Here is a 15,415-nt window from a genome sequence, read left to right as displayed (position 1 = left end):
CTTAACGATAGGCAGATAGGGCATCCCGTATGCCAATGCGTTGGATAGTCTGTAATTGTTCGGTCATTTGATCCGCCAGTTGCGGAATTTGATTAAGGTCCTGTCCCCAATGATGGTTATCCGCTAAGACCTGTTGCACCAGATCTTGTATGGGCAATAAACCAGCATCGACGTCTCGCCATAGCGAGGCAAAGCAAGTCAGCCAGTATTCATCATCCTGCAATGGGAAATCCTCATTCCCACGTTTACCGCGATAGAACATCAGCAACGCAGCGAAAGCAAATGTTAGCCGTGGTGGTAATGTCCCATTCACCTGCTGGCTGGTCAGTAATTGGGGCAAAATGCGCGTACGGAATTTTGTCATGCTATTGAGGGCAATCGAGAGCAACTGGTGTTGGATAAAGGGATTGCGAAAACGGCTCTGTACCGCTTGGGCAAAGGTCTGTAGTTCATTGCGAGGCAAATCCAATACTGGAATGATTTCTTCACTCATCAGTTGCGCGACAAATTGACTGATTTGCTCATCGGCCATCGCTTCGCCAACTGTGTTTAACCCCGCTAGATAAGCAATAGGCACCAAGGCCGTATGTGCACCATTAAGGATGGCGACCTTGCGTTCCTTGTAAGGCTTTATATCATCGACGATACGAATATTTAACGGGTATTTATCCAGTTTTAATGTTTGTGCTAATGACTGTGGTCCCTGAATGACAAAAAGATAAAAGTGTTCGGCGGTGGCTAAAAATGCGTCGTGATAACCTAATTGCGTTTCCAATGTTTTCGCTTCGTCGCGGGGATAACCGGTGACGATGCGGTCCACTAATGTGGAACAAAAAGTATTGTGCTGTACTAACCATTGGCTGAAAGCATCACCTAACTGCCATTGTTCGGCGTAACGCAGTACCAATTTCTGTAGTGCCTCACCGTTATAATCGATTAACTCACAAGGCAACAGCACCCAACCTTTATCTGCCGCGCCAGAAAAATGCTGGAAACGTTCGTACAGTAATCGGGTCAATTTTGCCGGATAACTGGCAGGTGGCGCATCACTGAAGTTATCCTCGGCCAAATAACTGATGCCGGCTTCAGTGGTATTGGAGAAAACCCAGCGAATGTTTTCATCGTGAGCGAGGGCCAGATAGTGCTCGAAATCCTCATAAAGATTAATTTCGCGGTTAACCGATCGAATGATACGCGCGTCACTGACCTTCTCACCTTGTTCGTCCAAGCCTCGAATAACCGTGGTGTATAAACCATCCTGAGTATCGAGTGATGGCGGAAAGCCACTGTTAATTGGACGGACAATAACAATACCGGCATCGAGGTCGGTATGCTCATTCAAGAGATCAATTTGCCAGTCAACAAAGGCGCGTAGGAAGTTCCCTTCACCAAATTGAATGATTTTATCGGGATGATGGCGGCCCGGAAAGTCATGGCGATTTAACGTTAGCATGGTGCATATCCTCAGGAGTAGGGTGGTCAGAACTGAATGACGCCTTTGATAAGATCTTTGTTTTTCACCACTTGTTGCTCATAAATATCGGCCAGCGTATTGAATTCAAAGCGGTGTGTGAGGATCATATCGGCCGACAATTTGCCTGCTGCCATTAGTTTCCCGACTTTGGCGAAGTCTTCGAAGGTGGCATTGCGACTGCCCATCATGGTGGTTTCTTTTTTGTGGAAATCAGGATCAGGGAAACTGAGATCACCTTTGAACAAACCAACAAAAACGATGCTACCGCCGTGGCGAATAAAGTTGACGGTGTTATTCATGGCACGTTGATTACCGGTGGCATCAATCACTTTTAGTGGCAGCATGCCGGAGAATTGTTGGCGTAAATGTTGTTCAAATTCAGCATCGCTGGGATCTAATGCGCGGATATCCAACAGATTTTCGACATGCTCACGGCGCTGAGCGCTAGTGTCGGCCATCACGACATGTGCGCCATCAGCTTGCGCTATTGCGGCAACACCCAGACCAATTGGCCCTGCACCGACGACCAAAACATGTTCGTCAGGGCGAACATCAGCACGGCGCACTGCATGGGCACTAATGGCGAAAGGCTCAATCAGTGCGGCTGAAATAGGGTCAACATCGTCAACCACTAATAAATTACTGACCGGCACACACAAATATTCGCTAAATCCGCCATCTTGATGGACGCCAATCACAGAGATATTTTCGCAGCAATTTGTCTTCCCACTGAGACATGAATTGCAGTGATGGCAAGCAACGTAAGGAATAACAGCGACCCGTTGTCCAGCGTGCATATTATGAACATTTTCACCCAACCCTATTATTTCGCCACAGATTTCATGACCTAATATGCGAGGGTAACTAAAAAAGGGTTGATTACCTGCCCAGGCATGTATATCTGTGCCACAAATACCCACATTTAAAACTTTAATTAATGCTTCATTAATTTTTGGTAAAGGTCGAGTCCGTGGTTGGTAAATTAACTTAGTTGGTTCAAGGCAAACTAATGTATTCATTGTTGTCATGATTATTCCTCCGAAAGGTGAGGCTTGATATTCAATAAAAATCAGAAATAGATTTAAAGCGGATGTGATAATTGTGAGGGATCACGAATTATTCTGTTTTAAATTGGTTTTAAATGAATAAAAAACAGATGAGGCCACCATGAGCAGAACACAAGATCTTCGCCATAATGTGATTAATCAGATGATAGATGGCATTGCCAAAGGACATATTACATCGCCACTGCCATCACAGGCTTCATTGGCAGAAATGTATAGCATCAGTCGCACGACAGTACGTAATACATTAAGTCATTTACATCAATGTGGCGTGTTGGAAAAAGTGGGTGATTATTACATTATTGTGAGAACACCTCAGATTGAAGATGGTTTCGACTGCGTTAGCCAATCCTCTGATGCGCAGGCTGAAATATTCGAACACGCTTTCTTCCAAATGATAAATCAGCGGCAACTTCGTGCGGGAGATTCTTTTTCAGAGCTACAATTGGCCCGTGCCGCGAATGTCAGCGCTGTCGTTGTCCGGGAATTTTTACTGCGTTTTTGCCGCTATAACCTCATTGTGAATATCCGTCGCGGTCAGTGGAGTATGAATAAGTTTGACCAAAACTATGCTGAAAAACTCTTTGAATTGCGTGAGATGTTAGAGACGCATGCATTAAATCGCTTTTTAAATCTGGCACATAGCGATGAGCGTTGGCTACAAGCCAAAGAGCTCTTGGCGCGCCATAGACAATTGCGCGATACCATCGGTAATAGCTATCGTATGTTTTCACAATTGGATCGAGATTTTCACACACTCATTCTCTCTGCCGCTAACAATCCCTTTTTTAATCAGTCGTTGGAAATTATTTCAGTGATTTTCCACTTCCACTATCAATGGGACGAGAGCGATTTAAAACAACGAAATATTGTGGCGATAGAAGAGCACATGGCTATTTTAAGTGCGCTTATCTTTCGTAATGACTTGGATGCGGTGCGCGAGTTACGGCGTCACTTAGATACAGCCAAACAATCGATGATTCGTTCAATAGCGCAGTACAGTGATTAGCTCATCAGTATGGAAAGATAAAAAACCAAATTAAATACCGGTTAAAAAACCATTAAGGACAGATAAAATCCAGCAAACTATTAGTTGTCTCACGTATTTATTACAAAAATATGCGGTATATAGAATGTCCACACTAACCTAAATTCCAGTTGGCTTATCTTTCTGCACCTTACGCAGTAATAAGCCTCTTTCCTTGCGGTATTTATTTCTTGCTCGATTGAAGGTGACTTAGCTTTCACTATCAATCGCTATGTGAATATATTATAAATTCCAGGAGCTGGGTGTGGATAAAAACAATGTCGTCATCAGTCATGATGCAGGGGTATTAAATCCTGTATCAGATGAAATTCCAGAAATTTCACCAAATACAGAACGTTCTGCCCGCATTAAACGAATTCAAACCGTTGCCATGATTTTATTATTCTTAGCAGCAGTAATTAACTTTCTTGACCGCAGTTCTTTATCTGTCGCGAATCTGACTATTCGCGAGGAATTAGGGCTCAGTGCGACAGAAATTGGATTCCTGCTTTCTGCGTTTTCATTAGCCTACGGCATTGCTCAGCTACCTTGTGGCCCATTGTTGGATCGTAAAGGTCCGCGCATTATGCTTGGGCTGGGGATGTTTATCTGGTCATTTTTCCAAGCGCTATCAGGCGCAGTACATACTTTTACGCAATTTATTCTAGTGCGTATTGGATTAGGTATTGGTGAAGCGCCGATGAACCCCTGTGGCGTAAAGGTCATCAATGATTGGTTTAACATTAAAGAGCGCGGTTTACCGATGGGGATATTTAACTCCGCGTCCACGATCGGTCTTGCCATCAGTCCACCTATTTTAGCGGCAATGATGATGGTGATTGGCTGGCGTGGGATGTTTATTACCATCGGTATTTTAGGGATTGTGCTCTCTATCGGTTGGTACATGCTTTATCGGAATCGGGAAAGTATTAACCTCACTGAAGCAGAGCAGAAATATCTTGATGCAGGCAGTGTCAATGCCAGCCGTAAACCAATGAATTTTAAAGAATGGCGAGGCTTATTTAGAAACCGCACTATGTGGGGGATGATGTTGGGCTTTAGTGGCGTTAACTACACCGCTTGGTTGTACCTAGCCTGGTTACCGGGTTATTTACAGACGACCTATCATTTGAATCTGACCAGTACAGGGATGTTTGCTTCCATTCCCTTTATTTTTGGTGCTGCGGGGATGTTATGTAATGGCTTCGTGACTGACTTCTTGGTGCGTAAAGGGATGGCACCCTTGAAAAGCCGTAAGGTCTGTATTGCTACCGGTATGTTATTGTCAGCGGCGTTCACCTCCGTCGTGGTACGTGCTGATACGACAGGAAGTGCGGTGGTATTAATCGGCATGGCGCTATTTTGTATTCACTTTGCTGGGACTTCATGTTGGGGCCTGATCCATGTGGCGGTATCTTCCCGTATGACGGCTTCGGTCGGGAGTATCCAGAATTTTGCTAGCTTTATATTTGCTTCATTTGCTCCCGTGATCACGGGTTGGATAGTCGATACCACGCATTCATTTAGTTTGGCATTAACCATTTGTGCATGTGTCACTGTTTTGGGGGCGCTGTCTTACATCTTTATTGTGCGTGAGCCAATTTTGGATACTTCGAAATAATAAGCGTTAGGCCGGTAGGGTAATGTTCTACCGGCCAGCGAATTATCGTTGTGATTGCAAATCGTGACGGCGCTTAAACCATGATTGGATCATCCTCGGACGAGAGAACATCACCAAGTTACCTAGTAGGATTAAGAGTAAGCCCATAATGGCATTGAGGTGCCAATGATAACCTTCATAGAAGGTCGAAATGGTCAGCGCAACCAATGGAAATAACAATGTGCTGTACGCTGCACCACTGGCTCCAATACGACCAATCAGGCTGAAATAGGCCGCAAATGCAATGACGGATCCGAATATCGCGAGATACAGTAATGAGCCTAAATAGCGCGATGTGAACTCGAGAGTGAATGAGTGATGCTGAATTAAGCTGAAAACGCCCATCAATATCGCGCCATACGTCATGGCATAAGCGTTAGTGGAAAGAATGTCTAGACCTTGGCGCTGGTGGCGGCTACTGATCATATTCCCTAAAGAAAAGCCATAGGTGCCGAGTAGACTTAAACCAACCCCTTTTAATAATTCTGGCGCTATTTGCGCCGCAGTTAAATCTTGCCAAAACAGTGCCACTATCCCAGTTAAACCAAGAATACTAGCAGGCAGAAAATTAGGGCTGAGGCGTTGGCGAAAGAAGATCACGCCATTGACGGCGTTAAAGAGAACCGCCATCGAGAAAATAACGGATTCCAGACCGCTGCTAATATAGGCCGCAGCATGATAGAAACAGTAAAAATTAAAAGCAAAAACACAAAAGCCTTGTGCCACACAGAAAAGGTGGTCACGCAGATTGAGGTGTCGTAAACGACGGGCTAACAATAAAGCAATGACCATGACTCCTGCCGCTAGGGCAAATCGATAAAATATAGAGACGGTAATGGCTACATTGCCTTGTTGCTGCAGGGTGATAGCAATCCACGTTGTCCCCCAAATGATAACAACCAGAAAATAAAGCAGCACATTCATGTTTTTTCTCATCACTTTTCTAAAACATCAGTATCTGACACCCCGATAAATTCGGCTTTCAGTGGCTTGCTGACAATTGCAAAATCTTGCGCATTTTTGAGATAAATAGTGGGCAAAGATGGTTTGGCGTATAACAAGTCATTAAACTGAAGTCATCGGCGTTATTATGGATGTCAGTGTGATGGTTGAACGATATCAAGCTTTTGAAACCTTACGAGAACATAAAGCTCGGTTGCATGATTGCGTGCAACTTGGCTCGGGTATTCAACTGGCTGCGTGGTCTAATCGCGATGATTGCATCACACAAGAAAGCCCTGATCATCACACCTTGAGCTTGTATGTTGCTGATGGTTATGAGTGTTACCACAAAACCCGAGCAGGGTGGAAAAATGGTGGGGGGCCGGATCGTTTTTGTATTATGCCAAAAGGCAGCCTATCTAGCTGGGATGTCCGCGACGATTTATCCTTCGTGCATTTGTATTGTACCGACCAACATTTGCGCCACTTAGCGGAGCAAATTTGGCAGCGGAGCCCTCAGTCGATTCAAGTTGATGAACGTGTCTTCGCCGAAGATCAGCAAATAACCCTGCTGTATCGCCAATTTTTACTCAATTGCGATTGGCAAGAGCAAGCGAATCATCTAGCACTGAGCAGTGCATCTACCTTACTGATGACACATTTGCTGAAAAACTACACGCAGTTACAATGGGCTTTACCTGCTATTCGCGGTGGGTTAGCACCGGCGGTCTTAAAAAGAGTCAAAGAGTATATCGATGGGTATATCTCAGAGCCGCTGCTCCTGTCAGATCTGGCTGAACAAGCGGGATTAAGTGAGTTTCACTTTGCACGAATGTTTAAGCAAAGTACTGGGCTGGCTCCCCATCAATTTGTGCTAAAAGTGCGTTTGCATCATGCCGAGCAATTATTAAAACACAGCATGATGCCGCTGATTCAAATTGCCTTGGCATGTGGTTTTAGTTCAGCCAGCCACTTTAGTAATTGTTTTAAAGTGGCGTACGGATTCACACCATCGTCAATGCGACAGAGTAAATGACTACAGGTAAATAACTACAGTGGGCAACTTAAATCACCTTCAGGGCAATTGAGGTACGATTTGAGTTGTGCTGTTCGTTCTTCCGTTTTATGCGTCAGGCAAGCAGAGATTATCATGGGGTGGACTGAGCCACCTTCAGTGGCTGATGATTGAAAGGTACAATCGGCGTCGCGGTATTTTATCCAAGTCAATTGCGCGCTTTTTAGTAATGCTCTTTGTTCGATAGATGTTTTAGCAAGCACTTGTTTGTAGGTGCGATTAAGTTCAGTATCGGCTTGCTTATAATCAGAGCTCGCGCACTGATTCATATCCAATTGTGTCACCGCGTTCTTACAGTCATTGGCTAATACTTGGCTGATAGGGAATATCAGTAAAGATATCAGCATCATTTTTTTAAACATAATTACGTCCTACAAATAATGATTTCCAAACAATAATGTTAGCCCCACTAACGCCAGTGTGGGGCCAAGTTTAATATTACATGGCTTTTTTGTTAGTCGCCTCCTCAATTTCTTTTTTTATCTCGGACACTTTTTTATCAGGTGATTTCTTACAAATATCAATCACCTTAGGTGTATAAAGTGTATCTACTTCTTGAAAGTCGACGGTATCTCCTTTTTTATATTGGGTATCTTGATTAATGATCCAGAAGGCAACAGGTGTCATACTTTTTGGATTAAGATCAATGAATTCTTTACACGTCATATCGGCGGGTGTAGTGGGGGATGATGCTGCATGGGCAGTACTAAAGGCGGTAAACGAGAGTGTAGCAATGGTAATACTAATCAGTGATTTATAAAGCATGATTACTTCCTTATCTATCCGTTATATTTCAACTGGTATTATTAACTCGCGGATGAGAATTTATATTCTCACTGTATATCATAGGATATAAAGTTATACTTTCCAGTGTAATATCTGATTTTTCGATTGGATTGTTTTCTTGGTGGTGCATTTACACTAATGAACTGATTTATGCGCTTGATTTATATGCGGGATATACTGTGTTAGGTATTGATGATTAATATATTAAGGTTATTTAGATGAAGTTTAATTTTATTATACGGTGGCTTTTTATTAGTGTAATAATAAAAAGCAGATATAAAGAAAAGTGACTTTCAATTTATCTGCTGCGGTACTCGCATTTGCTATGGGGTAAATTATTGAATTACTTTTTGATTTTTTTCTCTGATGGTGGTGGGCAGTCATGCTTTCCATCATGTGGCGGTTGGCCTTTAGCTAAGTGGCCATCTTTATGATCCTTAGGCGGGGGTAATGGGTGACCATTTTTATCTTTTGGTGGCTCCGGCGGGCGTTTGCAGGTCACTCCTGCTTTCTCTTTTTCATTTTTATTTGCCGTTTGAGCAGCTAAACTTAGGGTTGCATTAAGCAATAAAACAGTGCTCATACACAGTATTAGAATTTGCTTCATTCTGACTCCAATCATTCAACATAAACAGACCCTCAGAATAGCGGATTGTAACTTCAGTTTTCTCGGCAGAATCTGTAATGATTTTATCAAGTTGAATGTCAGTTCTTATCAAATAACCTGTTACACCACCGTGCTCTACACTGAGTCATAACTGTATGTTATAATTTAGTGTGCTACTGCTTGTGTATTAACTTGATTAATTATTTCTGGTTTTTTTTATATTTTTGAAATATAGGTGATTTTTCTCTATGTCTTTATTTTCTTTTTATCATAGCCACTTGAGTGCATTAGCCAAGAAAATTTTTGGCCGGCAGCTAAAAGGTGATCTGTTGAAGAAAGAGAATGGGAATAATGAATTATCTGACCTTCAACTGGATGTCTTACTCAATGCCGAGAAACAGGTTGCAATCATTACAACCAACTTAAGTAACTGCATAACAATATTTAATGTTGGTGCGGAACGAATGTTTGGCTATTCCCGGTATGAAGTATTAGGGAAGCCAATTCAGGATATTTTGCATATTCCTGAAAATGGCGATGCTCAAGCCGAATTGGACTCCTTGTTACTCAATCGGCGTGAAAGCAGTGAATGGCGTTATCAACGTAAAGATGGTAAACGTTTCTGGGGCGCATTAAGTGTCCATGAAATAATGTCCGATAATGGTAGTACGGTCGGTTATATCAGTGTCATTGCCGATGTTTCTGAAAGAAAATCGTTGCTGATGGCATTGGAAGAAAGCAAGCAAATGATGGACCGATTAACAAAAAATCTACCGGCGATGATTTATGCTTACTATTTAAATACTGATGGCGACTCCCATTTTAAATATTGCAGTGAAGGCGTAAGGAAAATATTTGATCTTTCGCCAGCAGAGGTTTTGTTTATCCCTAAAGCAGAAAATCCACTTTTTAGCCGAGTTCACCCTGACGATATGCCGATGATGGTACAAGCTGTTGCTACGTCGCGGCAAAATCTATCCATGTGGTCTTGTGATTTCCGGGTAAACTTGCCGGGGAAAGGGACGCATTGGCTTCATGGCGAGTCTTTTCCAACTCAGCAGGATGATGGCTCGGTAATGTGGTATGGCTCATTTTTTGATATTACCGAGTTTAAACAATCTGAGTCGATCCTCAAGGCGTTATCCCAAACGGATGTGTTGACCGGCGTGGCTAATCGTCGCCATTTTGATGATCTCTACCGGCATATTTGGCAGAAAAACCGAATTGAAGGGGGGGCTCTCTCGGTATTAATGATTGATTTCGATAATTTCAAAAGTTTTAACGATCTCTATGGTCATGCGCTGGGTGATGTTTGTCTGAAATCGATTGTTGAAACCTTGTCTAAATCCATTCGCGGTGGCTCTGATATTTTAGCCCGTTATGGTGGCGAGGAGTTTATTGTCTTACTGGCACCGAGTTCGCCAACAGACGCGAAAGCCATTGCAGAGCGTATGCGTCTTTCTATTGAAGAATTAGATATTCCCCATGGGATGTCACCGCAAGGGCGAGTGACCATCAGTATCGGTGTGGCTTCAGTCTCTGCGCCGAGCGAGTCATTGACAGCGGCGGCGTTGTCGTTGGCGGCTGACAAAGCACTTTATCGCGCAAAAACTGCGGGGAAAAACCGTGTTGAGACAGTCATACTGAACTGATCGGTCACACACGGCTTAATGTTGAATCAATGAGGGTAGGGAGAAAACGTAGTCAGCGGTATTTTACTTACCCTCACTTTATGTTTTGCCAACACTCGCTAAGGCAAAAATTAATACGGATCCTGTGCTTCACGCAGGCGTTCTTGTTCTTCCGCAATCACGGCTTTAATCTCTTCTAACACGCCTTCAACGTCAGCAGCGGCAGTACTTTCTGCAAATTCACCCGTGAGTTGGGTTTCTGGATGCAATTTACCGTCTTCATAGAGCGCCCACATTTCTTTGGCATATTTCCGGCCAAGCAGCTCAGGGGCGTATTGACCATAATAGTGGGTCATATTGGCGACATCACGCTCCAACATTGCTTTCGCGTGGTTGTTTGCTGCCGCATTGACCGCTTGCGGTAAGTCGATAATGACGGGCCCATCTTTATCAATTAAGACATTGAACTCTGATAAGTCGCCATGAACGAGGCCGGCACAGAGCATCCGCACCACATATTGGATCATCACAGCATGGTCAATTAACGCTTGTTCTTTGGTAAATGGCACGTCACTGAGGCGAGGGGCGGCAAGACCGTCTTCATCCGTCACCAGTTCCATGAGCAAAACACCATCAAGGCAGGCATAGGGCTGTGGTACGCGGACACCCGCATTGGCGAGTAGATACAACGCGTCAACTTCGGCAGTTTGCCAAGTATCTTCTTGTTGTTTACGGCCAAATTTAGAACCTTTAGCCATTGCACGGGCATCACGGCTATTACGGACCTTACGGCCCTCTTGATATTGGACCGCTTGTTTAAAGCTGCGATTTTCTGCTTCTTTATAAACCTTCGCGCAGCGAATATCCGATCCACAACGGACAACATAGACATCAGCTTCTTTGCCACTTTTCAAACGACGGATGACTTCGTCAACCAAGCCGTCATCAACCAGCGGTTGGATTCGTTTTGGAATTTTCATGGCGTCCTTGTACCCTATTTATGCCCGCGATGGAATGGCTTAGGTCGAATTTTCCTCCAGTTTACCATTCGCGTTCATCTGCGGGGGGGTTTTTACATGTATTAAACGAAGTTAAACAGATTAAGCGGCGCTAAACTGGGCGTCATGTAACTTAGCATAAACGCCTTTACGGGCGAGGAGTTCGTGATGATCCCCTTGCTCAACAATCCCTTCTTTATCGACCACAATGATGCGGTCGGCATTTTGAATGGTGGCTAAGCGGTGAGCAATAACCAACGTCGTTCGGCCTTGTGACAATGCGGTGAGTGCGAGTTGAATCGCTTGCTCCGTGGCAGTGTCAAGGGCAGATGTCGCCTCATCCAGAATCAAGATTGGCGGATTTTTCAAGAAAATACGGGCTATTGATAGCCGCTGTTTCTGACCGCCGGATAATTTCACGCCACGCTCACCGACAACGGTATCCAAGCCTTCAGGCAGACTATCAATCAATTCATCTAGCCGCGCTTGCCGCGCAGCAATCATGATCTCGTCATCACTGGCATCTAGCTTACCGTAGGCGATATTTTCACGAATAGAACCGCCAAATAAGAAGACATCTTGTTGCACGATCCCAATATTATTACGCAGTGATTGCTGAGTCATATCACGAATATTAATACCGTCGATAGTGATGGCCCCGCTATCGAGTTCATAGAAACGAGGCAGTAAGGAGCAGAGTGTGGTTTTACCAGCGCCTGACGGTCCAACAAATGCGACTGTTTCACCCGCGTGGATTTGCAGATTCAAATGAGTGAAAATTTGATTCTGCGGTGAATAAGCAAAGCAGACATTTTGATAACAAATATCGCCATGCAAATGACCGACAGGGCGCGCATTAGGTTGGTCAACAATATCAGGCAAGGTATCAATGAGCTGAGTGAAGCGCTTAAATCCTGCGATACCTTTAGGATAACTTTCAAGTACTGAGGTTATTTTCGCCACTGGGCGGAAAAAAACCTCAACCAACAGAAGGAAGCCGACAAATCCGCCATAACTGAGTTGGTCATTAACCACGTACCATGTACCGACGACCATGACAATTAATTGCACCAAACGAGTACTTAAATAACTCATGGTCATGCTGGTGGTCATAATGCGATAAGCACGTAGTTTAGTGGTGCGGTAGTTTTCATTATCTTTGGCGAACAGTTTCTTTTCGTGCGATTCGTTGGCAAAGGCTTTTACGACACGAATTCCTCCAATGCTCTCTTCAATTCGGGCATTAAAGTTACCGACTTGGCCAAATAATTTACGCCAAGTTTCTGTCATTTGTGAACCATATCGACTAACCAGATAAGTCATGCAGGGCACAATAATAATGGTGAGCATAGCGAGAGGGAGATGGACTGACGCCATCAGAATAAATGCACCAATAAATGTCATGACAGCAATGAAAAGGTCTTCTGGGCCGTGATGGGCAATTTCACCGACCTCTTCGAGGTCTTTTGTTACATGGGTAATGATATGACCAGTCTTCACATTATCGTAATAACTAAAAGACAGTTTTTGCAGGTGGCTAAATGCCTGACGACGCATATCCGTTTCAATACCGACCCCCAACGCATGGCCCCAATAGTTAACAATCGCCATTAGTGCGGTGTTCAGGAGATAGATCATTAATAAGCCCACTGCAGCCCAGATAATCAGCACCCAATCCTGATTTGGGAGCAATTTATCGATGAACAGCTTAACGGCCATCGGGAAGCTGAGTTCTAACAACCCCGCAAGAATTGCACAGCCAAAATCTAGATAGAAAAGCCCTTTGTACGGGGTGTAATAAGAAAAAAAGCGGCGGAGCATGAAGTCGTCCTTACAATTACAGAGGTAAATTAGTTCAACTGCAAAAAAACAGTTCTGGCATTATAAATGCAAATGCGAATTAATAGCATCCATTTTGCTGATTATTCACTGCCGTTGGTGAAGTGAGTGAGTAAGAGGCTATTGCATTTAATTAGGCACTATTAAAGTCTGCTATAATTTATCTATCATTATTTGTGCTTTGCTAAGGTGGATACGCCATAAATATACGCTCTTTCATTAAAATTACAGAACTATAGTCATCGTTCATCCACAAAAATGATTTGGTACTGTTAATGTCTTAGGAATTTTCTGCTATCCAGCAGAGTGCATTTTGAAATTTATTCGATATTTCAACTATAGGACTTGGCATTCTATTAGGTTATTCTCTTTTGAATTGGATTAACTAATGTCAATGGGAATGAATATGGCAGCCTCATCAAATAAAAAACTTTCACTCTGGTCATTAACGTCACTTGTTGTGGGTTCGATGATCGGTGCTGGCATTTTCTCTTTACCTGCTACATTCGGCCGCGCCACGGGGGGCTTCGGTGCGCTTATCGCCTGGATTATTGCCGGCGGCGGGATGTTGACTTTGGCTTTTGTCTTTCAAACATTGGCACAACGCAAACCTGATTTAGATTCCGGTGTTTATATTTATGCTAAAACAGGATTCGGTGACTATGCTGGGTTTGCTTCAGCTATTGGTTTCTGGTCCGGTGCTTGTATTGGCAGTGTATCTTATTTTGTTTTGATTAAGTCTACACTGGGGGCATTCTTCCCATTATTTGGTGATGGCAATACGCTTCCCGCTGTTTTAATTGCGTCATTAATTCTGTGGAGCTTCCATTTTATGGTTCTGCGCGGCATCAAAGAGGCCGCAGCGATTAATACCATTGCCACTTTCGCGAAAGTTATACCCATATTTATTTTCGTTATCGTACTGGCTTTTGCATTTCATACGGATACTTTCGCCTTAAATTTCTGGGGTACCCAGCCGCTGGGCAGTATTGGTGACCTTTCTCATCTTGATGATTATGGCTATACGGGTCATGCCGCATTAGAAATAACAGCCGGTTCGGCGTCTTTATTTTCTCAAGTGCGAAGCACCATGTTGGTGACAGTATTTGTTTTTGTTGGTATTGAAGGCGCGAGTGTCTACTCTCGTTATGCCAAAGAAAGAAAACATGTTGGTATTGCGACGGTTTTAGGCTTCATTGGTGTGTTATGCCTGCTAGTTTTAGTCACAATGCTTTCCTACGGTGTACTGCTTCGCCCGGATCTTGCCGCGTTGCGCCAGCCGTCGATGGCGGGTGTACTGGAGCATATTGTTGGCCGATGGGGGGCCATTTTTATCAGTATTGGGCTGATTATTTCAGTCATGGGCGCTTATTTGTCTTGGACGCTGCTGGCGGCTGAAGCTCTCTATTCTGCTGCGAAAAGCAATATCATGCCGCAACTCTTCGCAACTGAAAATAAGCGAGGGGTACCCTCAGCAGCGGTCTGGATGTCGAATATTTTTATCCAGTTATTCTTAATTGTTACGCTTTTCACTGAATATGCTTTCCAACTTGCACTTGAATTAACTAGTTCGTTGGTTTTGATTCCGTATCTGCTGGTCGCTGCTTATGCCTTGAAGCTGGCTTGGACCCGAGAAACATACCCAGTTGGCTCAGATGACCATAGGAAAGATATCATCTTCGCATCGATAGCAACGTTGTATGCCATATTGATGGTTTACGCGGGGGGCTTGAAATATATATTGTTATCTGCGGTGATCTACGGTCCTGGCACTGTGTTGTTCATTATCGCGAAACGTGAACAAAATAAGCCCATATTCACTTCAATCGAGAAGTGTCTTTTTGCCGTCGCCATTATTGCTGCAATTGTGGCGCTCTATAGTTTGGCTGTGGGTATAATTTCAGTGTGATAAGTCATGCGGTCTGGTTCAAGTGTTGGGGCATTAATCTATAATGATATCTAATGTTTCTGGTCAATACCCCTATTTTTTACAATGCATGGGCTTGATCTATACTCCAGACTACGACAGGATCGCCTTGTAATGGTTCGCGATTAAGTCAGCGCTGGGTGGGAAGTGGAAACGGCCAATAAAAAGCGCGATTTTAATGCAAGGTCATGTCTGGTGTGAATGACCAGTAGGTATTAATTTGAAAAAACAAAAAAATATCACTCAACAGAGTGATTATTCAGCAGGAATTGGCGACGCGCACTTTGCGCTCGTGGTTTTATTTACAACATCATGTTTGCTGATCGCAACGACATTCATTGCGATCCTATGGTTAATCTGATCTGCCATAGACGTTAGGGAGAAA

The 15,415-nt window shown here is 43.7% G+C and carries 13 protein-coding genes; 5 read left to right on the top strand and 8 right to left on the bottom strand.

Translation table 11 applies throughout. The features are described 5' to 3' along the window. Nucleotide 1: 1 nt before the first annotated feature. Nucleotides 2-1,453: a tagaturonate reductase gene (locus BN68_RS06155; RefSeq protein ID WP_019210286.1), complete on the bottom strand. Its 1,452-nt coding sequence runs from the start codon at nucleotides 1,451-1,453 to the stop codon at nucleotides 2-4. Between the two features lie 26 nt (nucleotides 1,454-1,479). Continuing rightward, nucleotides 1,480-2,502, bottom strand: a complete 1,023-nt coding sequence (locus tag BN68_RS06150) for a zinc-binding alcohol dehydrogenase family protein (RefSeq protein ID WP_019210285.1) — start codon at nucleotides 2,500-2,502, stop codon at nucleotides 1,480-1,482. Between the two features lie 139 nt (nucleotides 2,503-2,641). On the opposite strand from BN68_RS06150, the gene BN68_RS06145 reads away from it, so the two are divergent. Further along, complete coding sequence (locus tag BN68_RS06145) at nucleotides 2,642-3,547, top strand: GntR family transcriptional regulator (protein WP_019210284.1); 906 nt, start codon at nucleotides 2,642-2,644, stop codon at nucleotides 3,545-3,547. A gap of 409 nt (nucleotides 3,548-3,956) precedes the next feature. Further along, entirely contained in the window at nucleotides 3,957-5,186 is a 1,230-nt protein-coding gene (locus BN68_RS06140) for an MFS transporter (protein ID WP_231294026.1), read from the top strand. A gap of 42 nt (nucleotides 5,187-5,228) precedes the next feature. Here BN68_RS06140 and BN68_RS06135 read toward each other — a convergent pair whose 3' ends face one another. Then, nucleotides 5,229-6,149 carry a DMT family transporter gene (locus BN68_RS06135; RefSeq protein ID WP_019210282.1) on the bottom strand — a complete coding sequence of 307 codons (921 nt, stop codon included), beginning with the start codon at nucleotides 6,147-6,149 and terminating at the stop codon, nucleotides 5,229-5,231. A 181-nt stretch (nucleotides 6,150-6,330) separates the two neighbouring features. On the opposite strand from BN68_RS06135, the gene BN68_RS06130 reads away from it, so the two are divergent. After that, complete coding sequence (locus tag BN68_RS06130; protein ID WP_042806539.1) at nucleotides 6,331-7,203, top strand: AraC family transcriptional regulator; 873 nt, start codon at nucleotides 6,331-6,333, stop codon at nucleotides 7,201-7,203. Between the two features lie 14 nt (nucleotides 7,204-7,217). On the opposite strand, the gene BN68_RS06125 is transcribed toward BN68_RS06130, so the two are convergent. The 3 genes from BN68_RS06125 to BN68_RS06115 form a co-directional block, all read right to left on the bottom strand. Further along, nucleotides 7,218-7,604 carry a lysozyme inhibitor LprI family protein gene (locus tag BN68_RS06125; RefSeq protein WP_019210281.1) on the bottom strand — a complete coding sequence of 129 codons (387 nt, stop codon included), beginning with the start codon at nucleotides 7,602-7,604 and terminating at the stop codon, nucleotides 7,218-7,220. 76 nt (nucleotides 7,605-7,680) lie between these two features. Then, nucleotides 7,681-8,007 carry an acid-activated periplasmic chaperone HdeB gene (gene hdeB / locus BN68_RS06120; protein WP_019210280.1) on the bottom strand — a complete coding sequence of 109 codons (327 nt, stop codon included), beginning with the start codon at nucleotides 8,005-8,007 and terminating at the stop codon, nucleotides 7,681-7,683. Nucleotides 8,008-8,371: 364 nt separating this feature from the next. Further along, complete coding sequence (locus BN68_RS06115; RefSeq protein ID WP_019210279.1) at nucleotides 8,372-8,635, bottom strand: hypothetical protein; 264 nt, start codon at nucleotides 8,633-8,635, stop codon at nucleotides 8,372-8,374. Between the two features lie 248 nt (nucleotides 8,636-8,883). On the opposite strand from BN68_RS06115, the gene BN68_RS06110 reads away from it, so the two are divergent. Then, nucleotides 8,884-10,287, top strand: a complete 1,404-nt coding sequence (locus tag BN68_RS06110; protein ID WP_019210278.1) for a sensor domain-containing diguanylate cyclase — start codon at nucleotides 8,884-8,886, stop codon at nucleotides 10,285-10,287. 110 nt (nucleotides 10,288-10,397) lie between these two features. On the opposite strand, the gene BN68_RS06105 is transcribed toward BN68_RS06110, so the two are convergent. Both BN68_RS06105 and BN68_RS06100 read right to left on the bottom strand, forming a co-directional pair. Beyond that, nucleotides 10,398-11,246, bottom strand: a complete 849-nt coding sequence (locus BN68_RS06105) for a PA4780 family RIO1-like protein kinase (protein ID WP_019210277.1) — start codon at nucleotides 11,244-11,246, stop codon at nucleotides 10,398-10,400. A 120-nt stretch (nucleotides 11,247-11,366) separates the two neighbouring features. Then, the gene (locus tag BN68_RS06100; RefSeq protein WP_019210276.1) at nucleotides 11,367-13,085 is read right to left on the bottom strand and encodes an ABC transporter ATP-binding protein; all 1,719 of its coding nucleotides are present in this window, start codon (nucleotides 13,083-13,085) and stop codon (nucleotides 11,367-11,369) included. A gap of 424 nt (nucleotides 13,086-13,509) precedes the next feature. Here BN68_RS06100 and BN68_RS06095 point away from each other — a divergent pair, with 424 nt between their 5' ends. Then, entirely contained in the window at nucleotides 13,510-15,012 is a 1,503-nt protein-coding gene (locus BN68_RS06095; RefSeq protein WP_019210275.1) for an amino acid permease, read from the top strand. The last annotated feature ends 403 nt before the right edge of the window (nucleotides 15,013-15,415 follow it).

The organism is Yersinia massiliensis CCUG 53443 (assembly GCF_000312485.1).
Classification (GTDB): Bacteria; Pseudomonadota; Gammaproteobacteria; order Enterobacterales; family Enterobacteriaceae; genus Yersinia; species Yersinia massiliensis.
This window is presented reverse-complemented; position numbering and strand designations above follow the sequence as displayed.

Bases quoted from the DNA above. Each gene is read 5' to 3' on its own strand.
- BN68_RS06095 (WP_019210275.1), top strand. From the start codon at position 13,510: ATGGCAGCCTCATCAAATAAAAAACTTTCACTCTGGTCATTAACGTCA.
- BN68_RS06110 (WP_019210278.1), top strand. From the start codon at position 8,884: ATGTCTTTATTTTCTTTTTATCATAGCCACTTGAGTGCATTAGCCAAG.
- BN68_RS06155 (WP_019210286.1), bottom strand. From the start codon at position 1,453: ATGCTAACGTTAAATCGCCATGACTTTCCGGGCCGCCATCATCCCGAT.
- BN68_RS06115 (WP_019210279.1), bottom strand. From the start codon at position 8,635: ATGAAGCAAATTCTAATACTGTGTATGAGCACTGTTTTATTGCTTAAT.
- BN68_RS06100 (WP_019210276.1), bottom strand. From the start codon at position 13,085: ATGCTCCGCCGCTTTTTTTCTTATTACACCCCGTACAAAGGGCTTTTC.
- hdeB (WP_019210280.1), bottom strand. From the start codon at position 8,007: ATGCTTTATAAATCACTGATTAGTATTACCATTGCTACACTCTCGTTT.
- BN68_RS06125 (WP_019210281.1), bottom strand. From the start codon at position 7,604: ATGTTTAAAAAAATGATGCTGATATCTTTACTGATATTCCCTATCAGC.
- BN68_RS06130 (WP_042806539.1), top strand. From the start codon at position 6,331: ATGGTTGAACGATATCAAGCTTTTGAAACCTTACGAGAACATAAAGCT.
- BN68_RS06150 (WP_019210285.1), bottom strand. From the start codon at position 2,502: ATGACAACAATGAATACATTAGTTTGCCTTGAACCAACTAAGTTAATT.
- BN68_RS06135 (WP_019210282.1), bottom strand. From the start codon at position 6,149: ATGAATGTGCTGCTTTATTTTCTGGTTGTTATCATTTGGGGGACAACG.
- BN68_RS06140 (WP_231294026.1), top strand. From the start codon at position 3,957: ATGATTTTATTATTCTTAGCAGCAGTAATTAACTTTCTTGACCGCAGT.
- BN68_RS06145 (WP_019210284.1), top strand. From the start codon at position 2,642: ATGAGCAGAACACAAGATCTTCGCCATAATGTGATTAATCAGATGATA.
- BN68_RS06105 (WP_019210277.1), bottom strand. From the start codon at position 11,246: ATGAAAATTCCAAAACGAATCCAACCGCTGGTTGATGACGGCTTGGTT.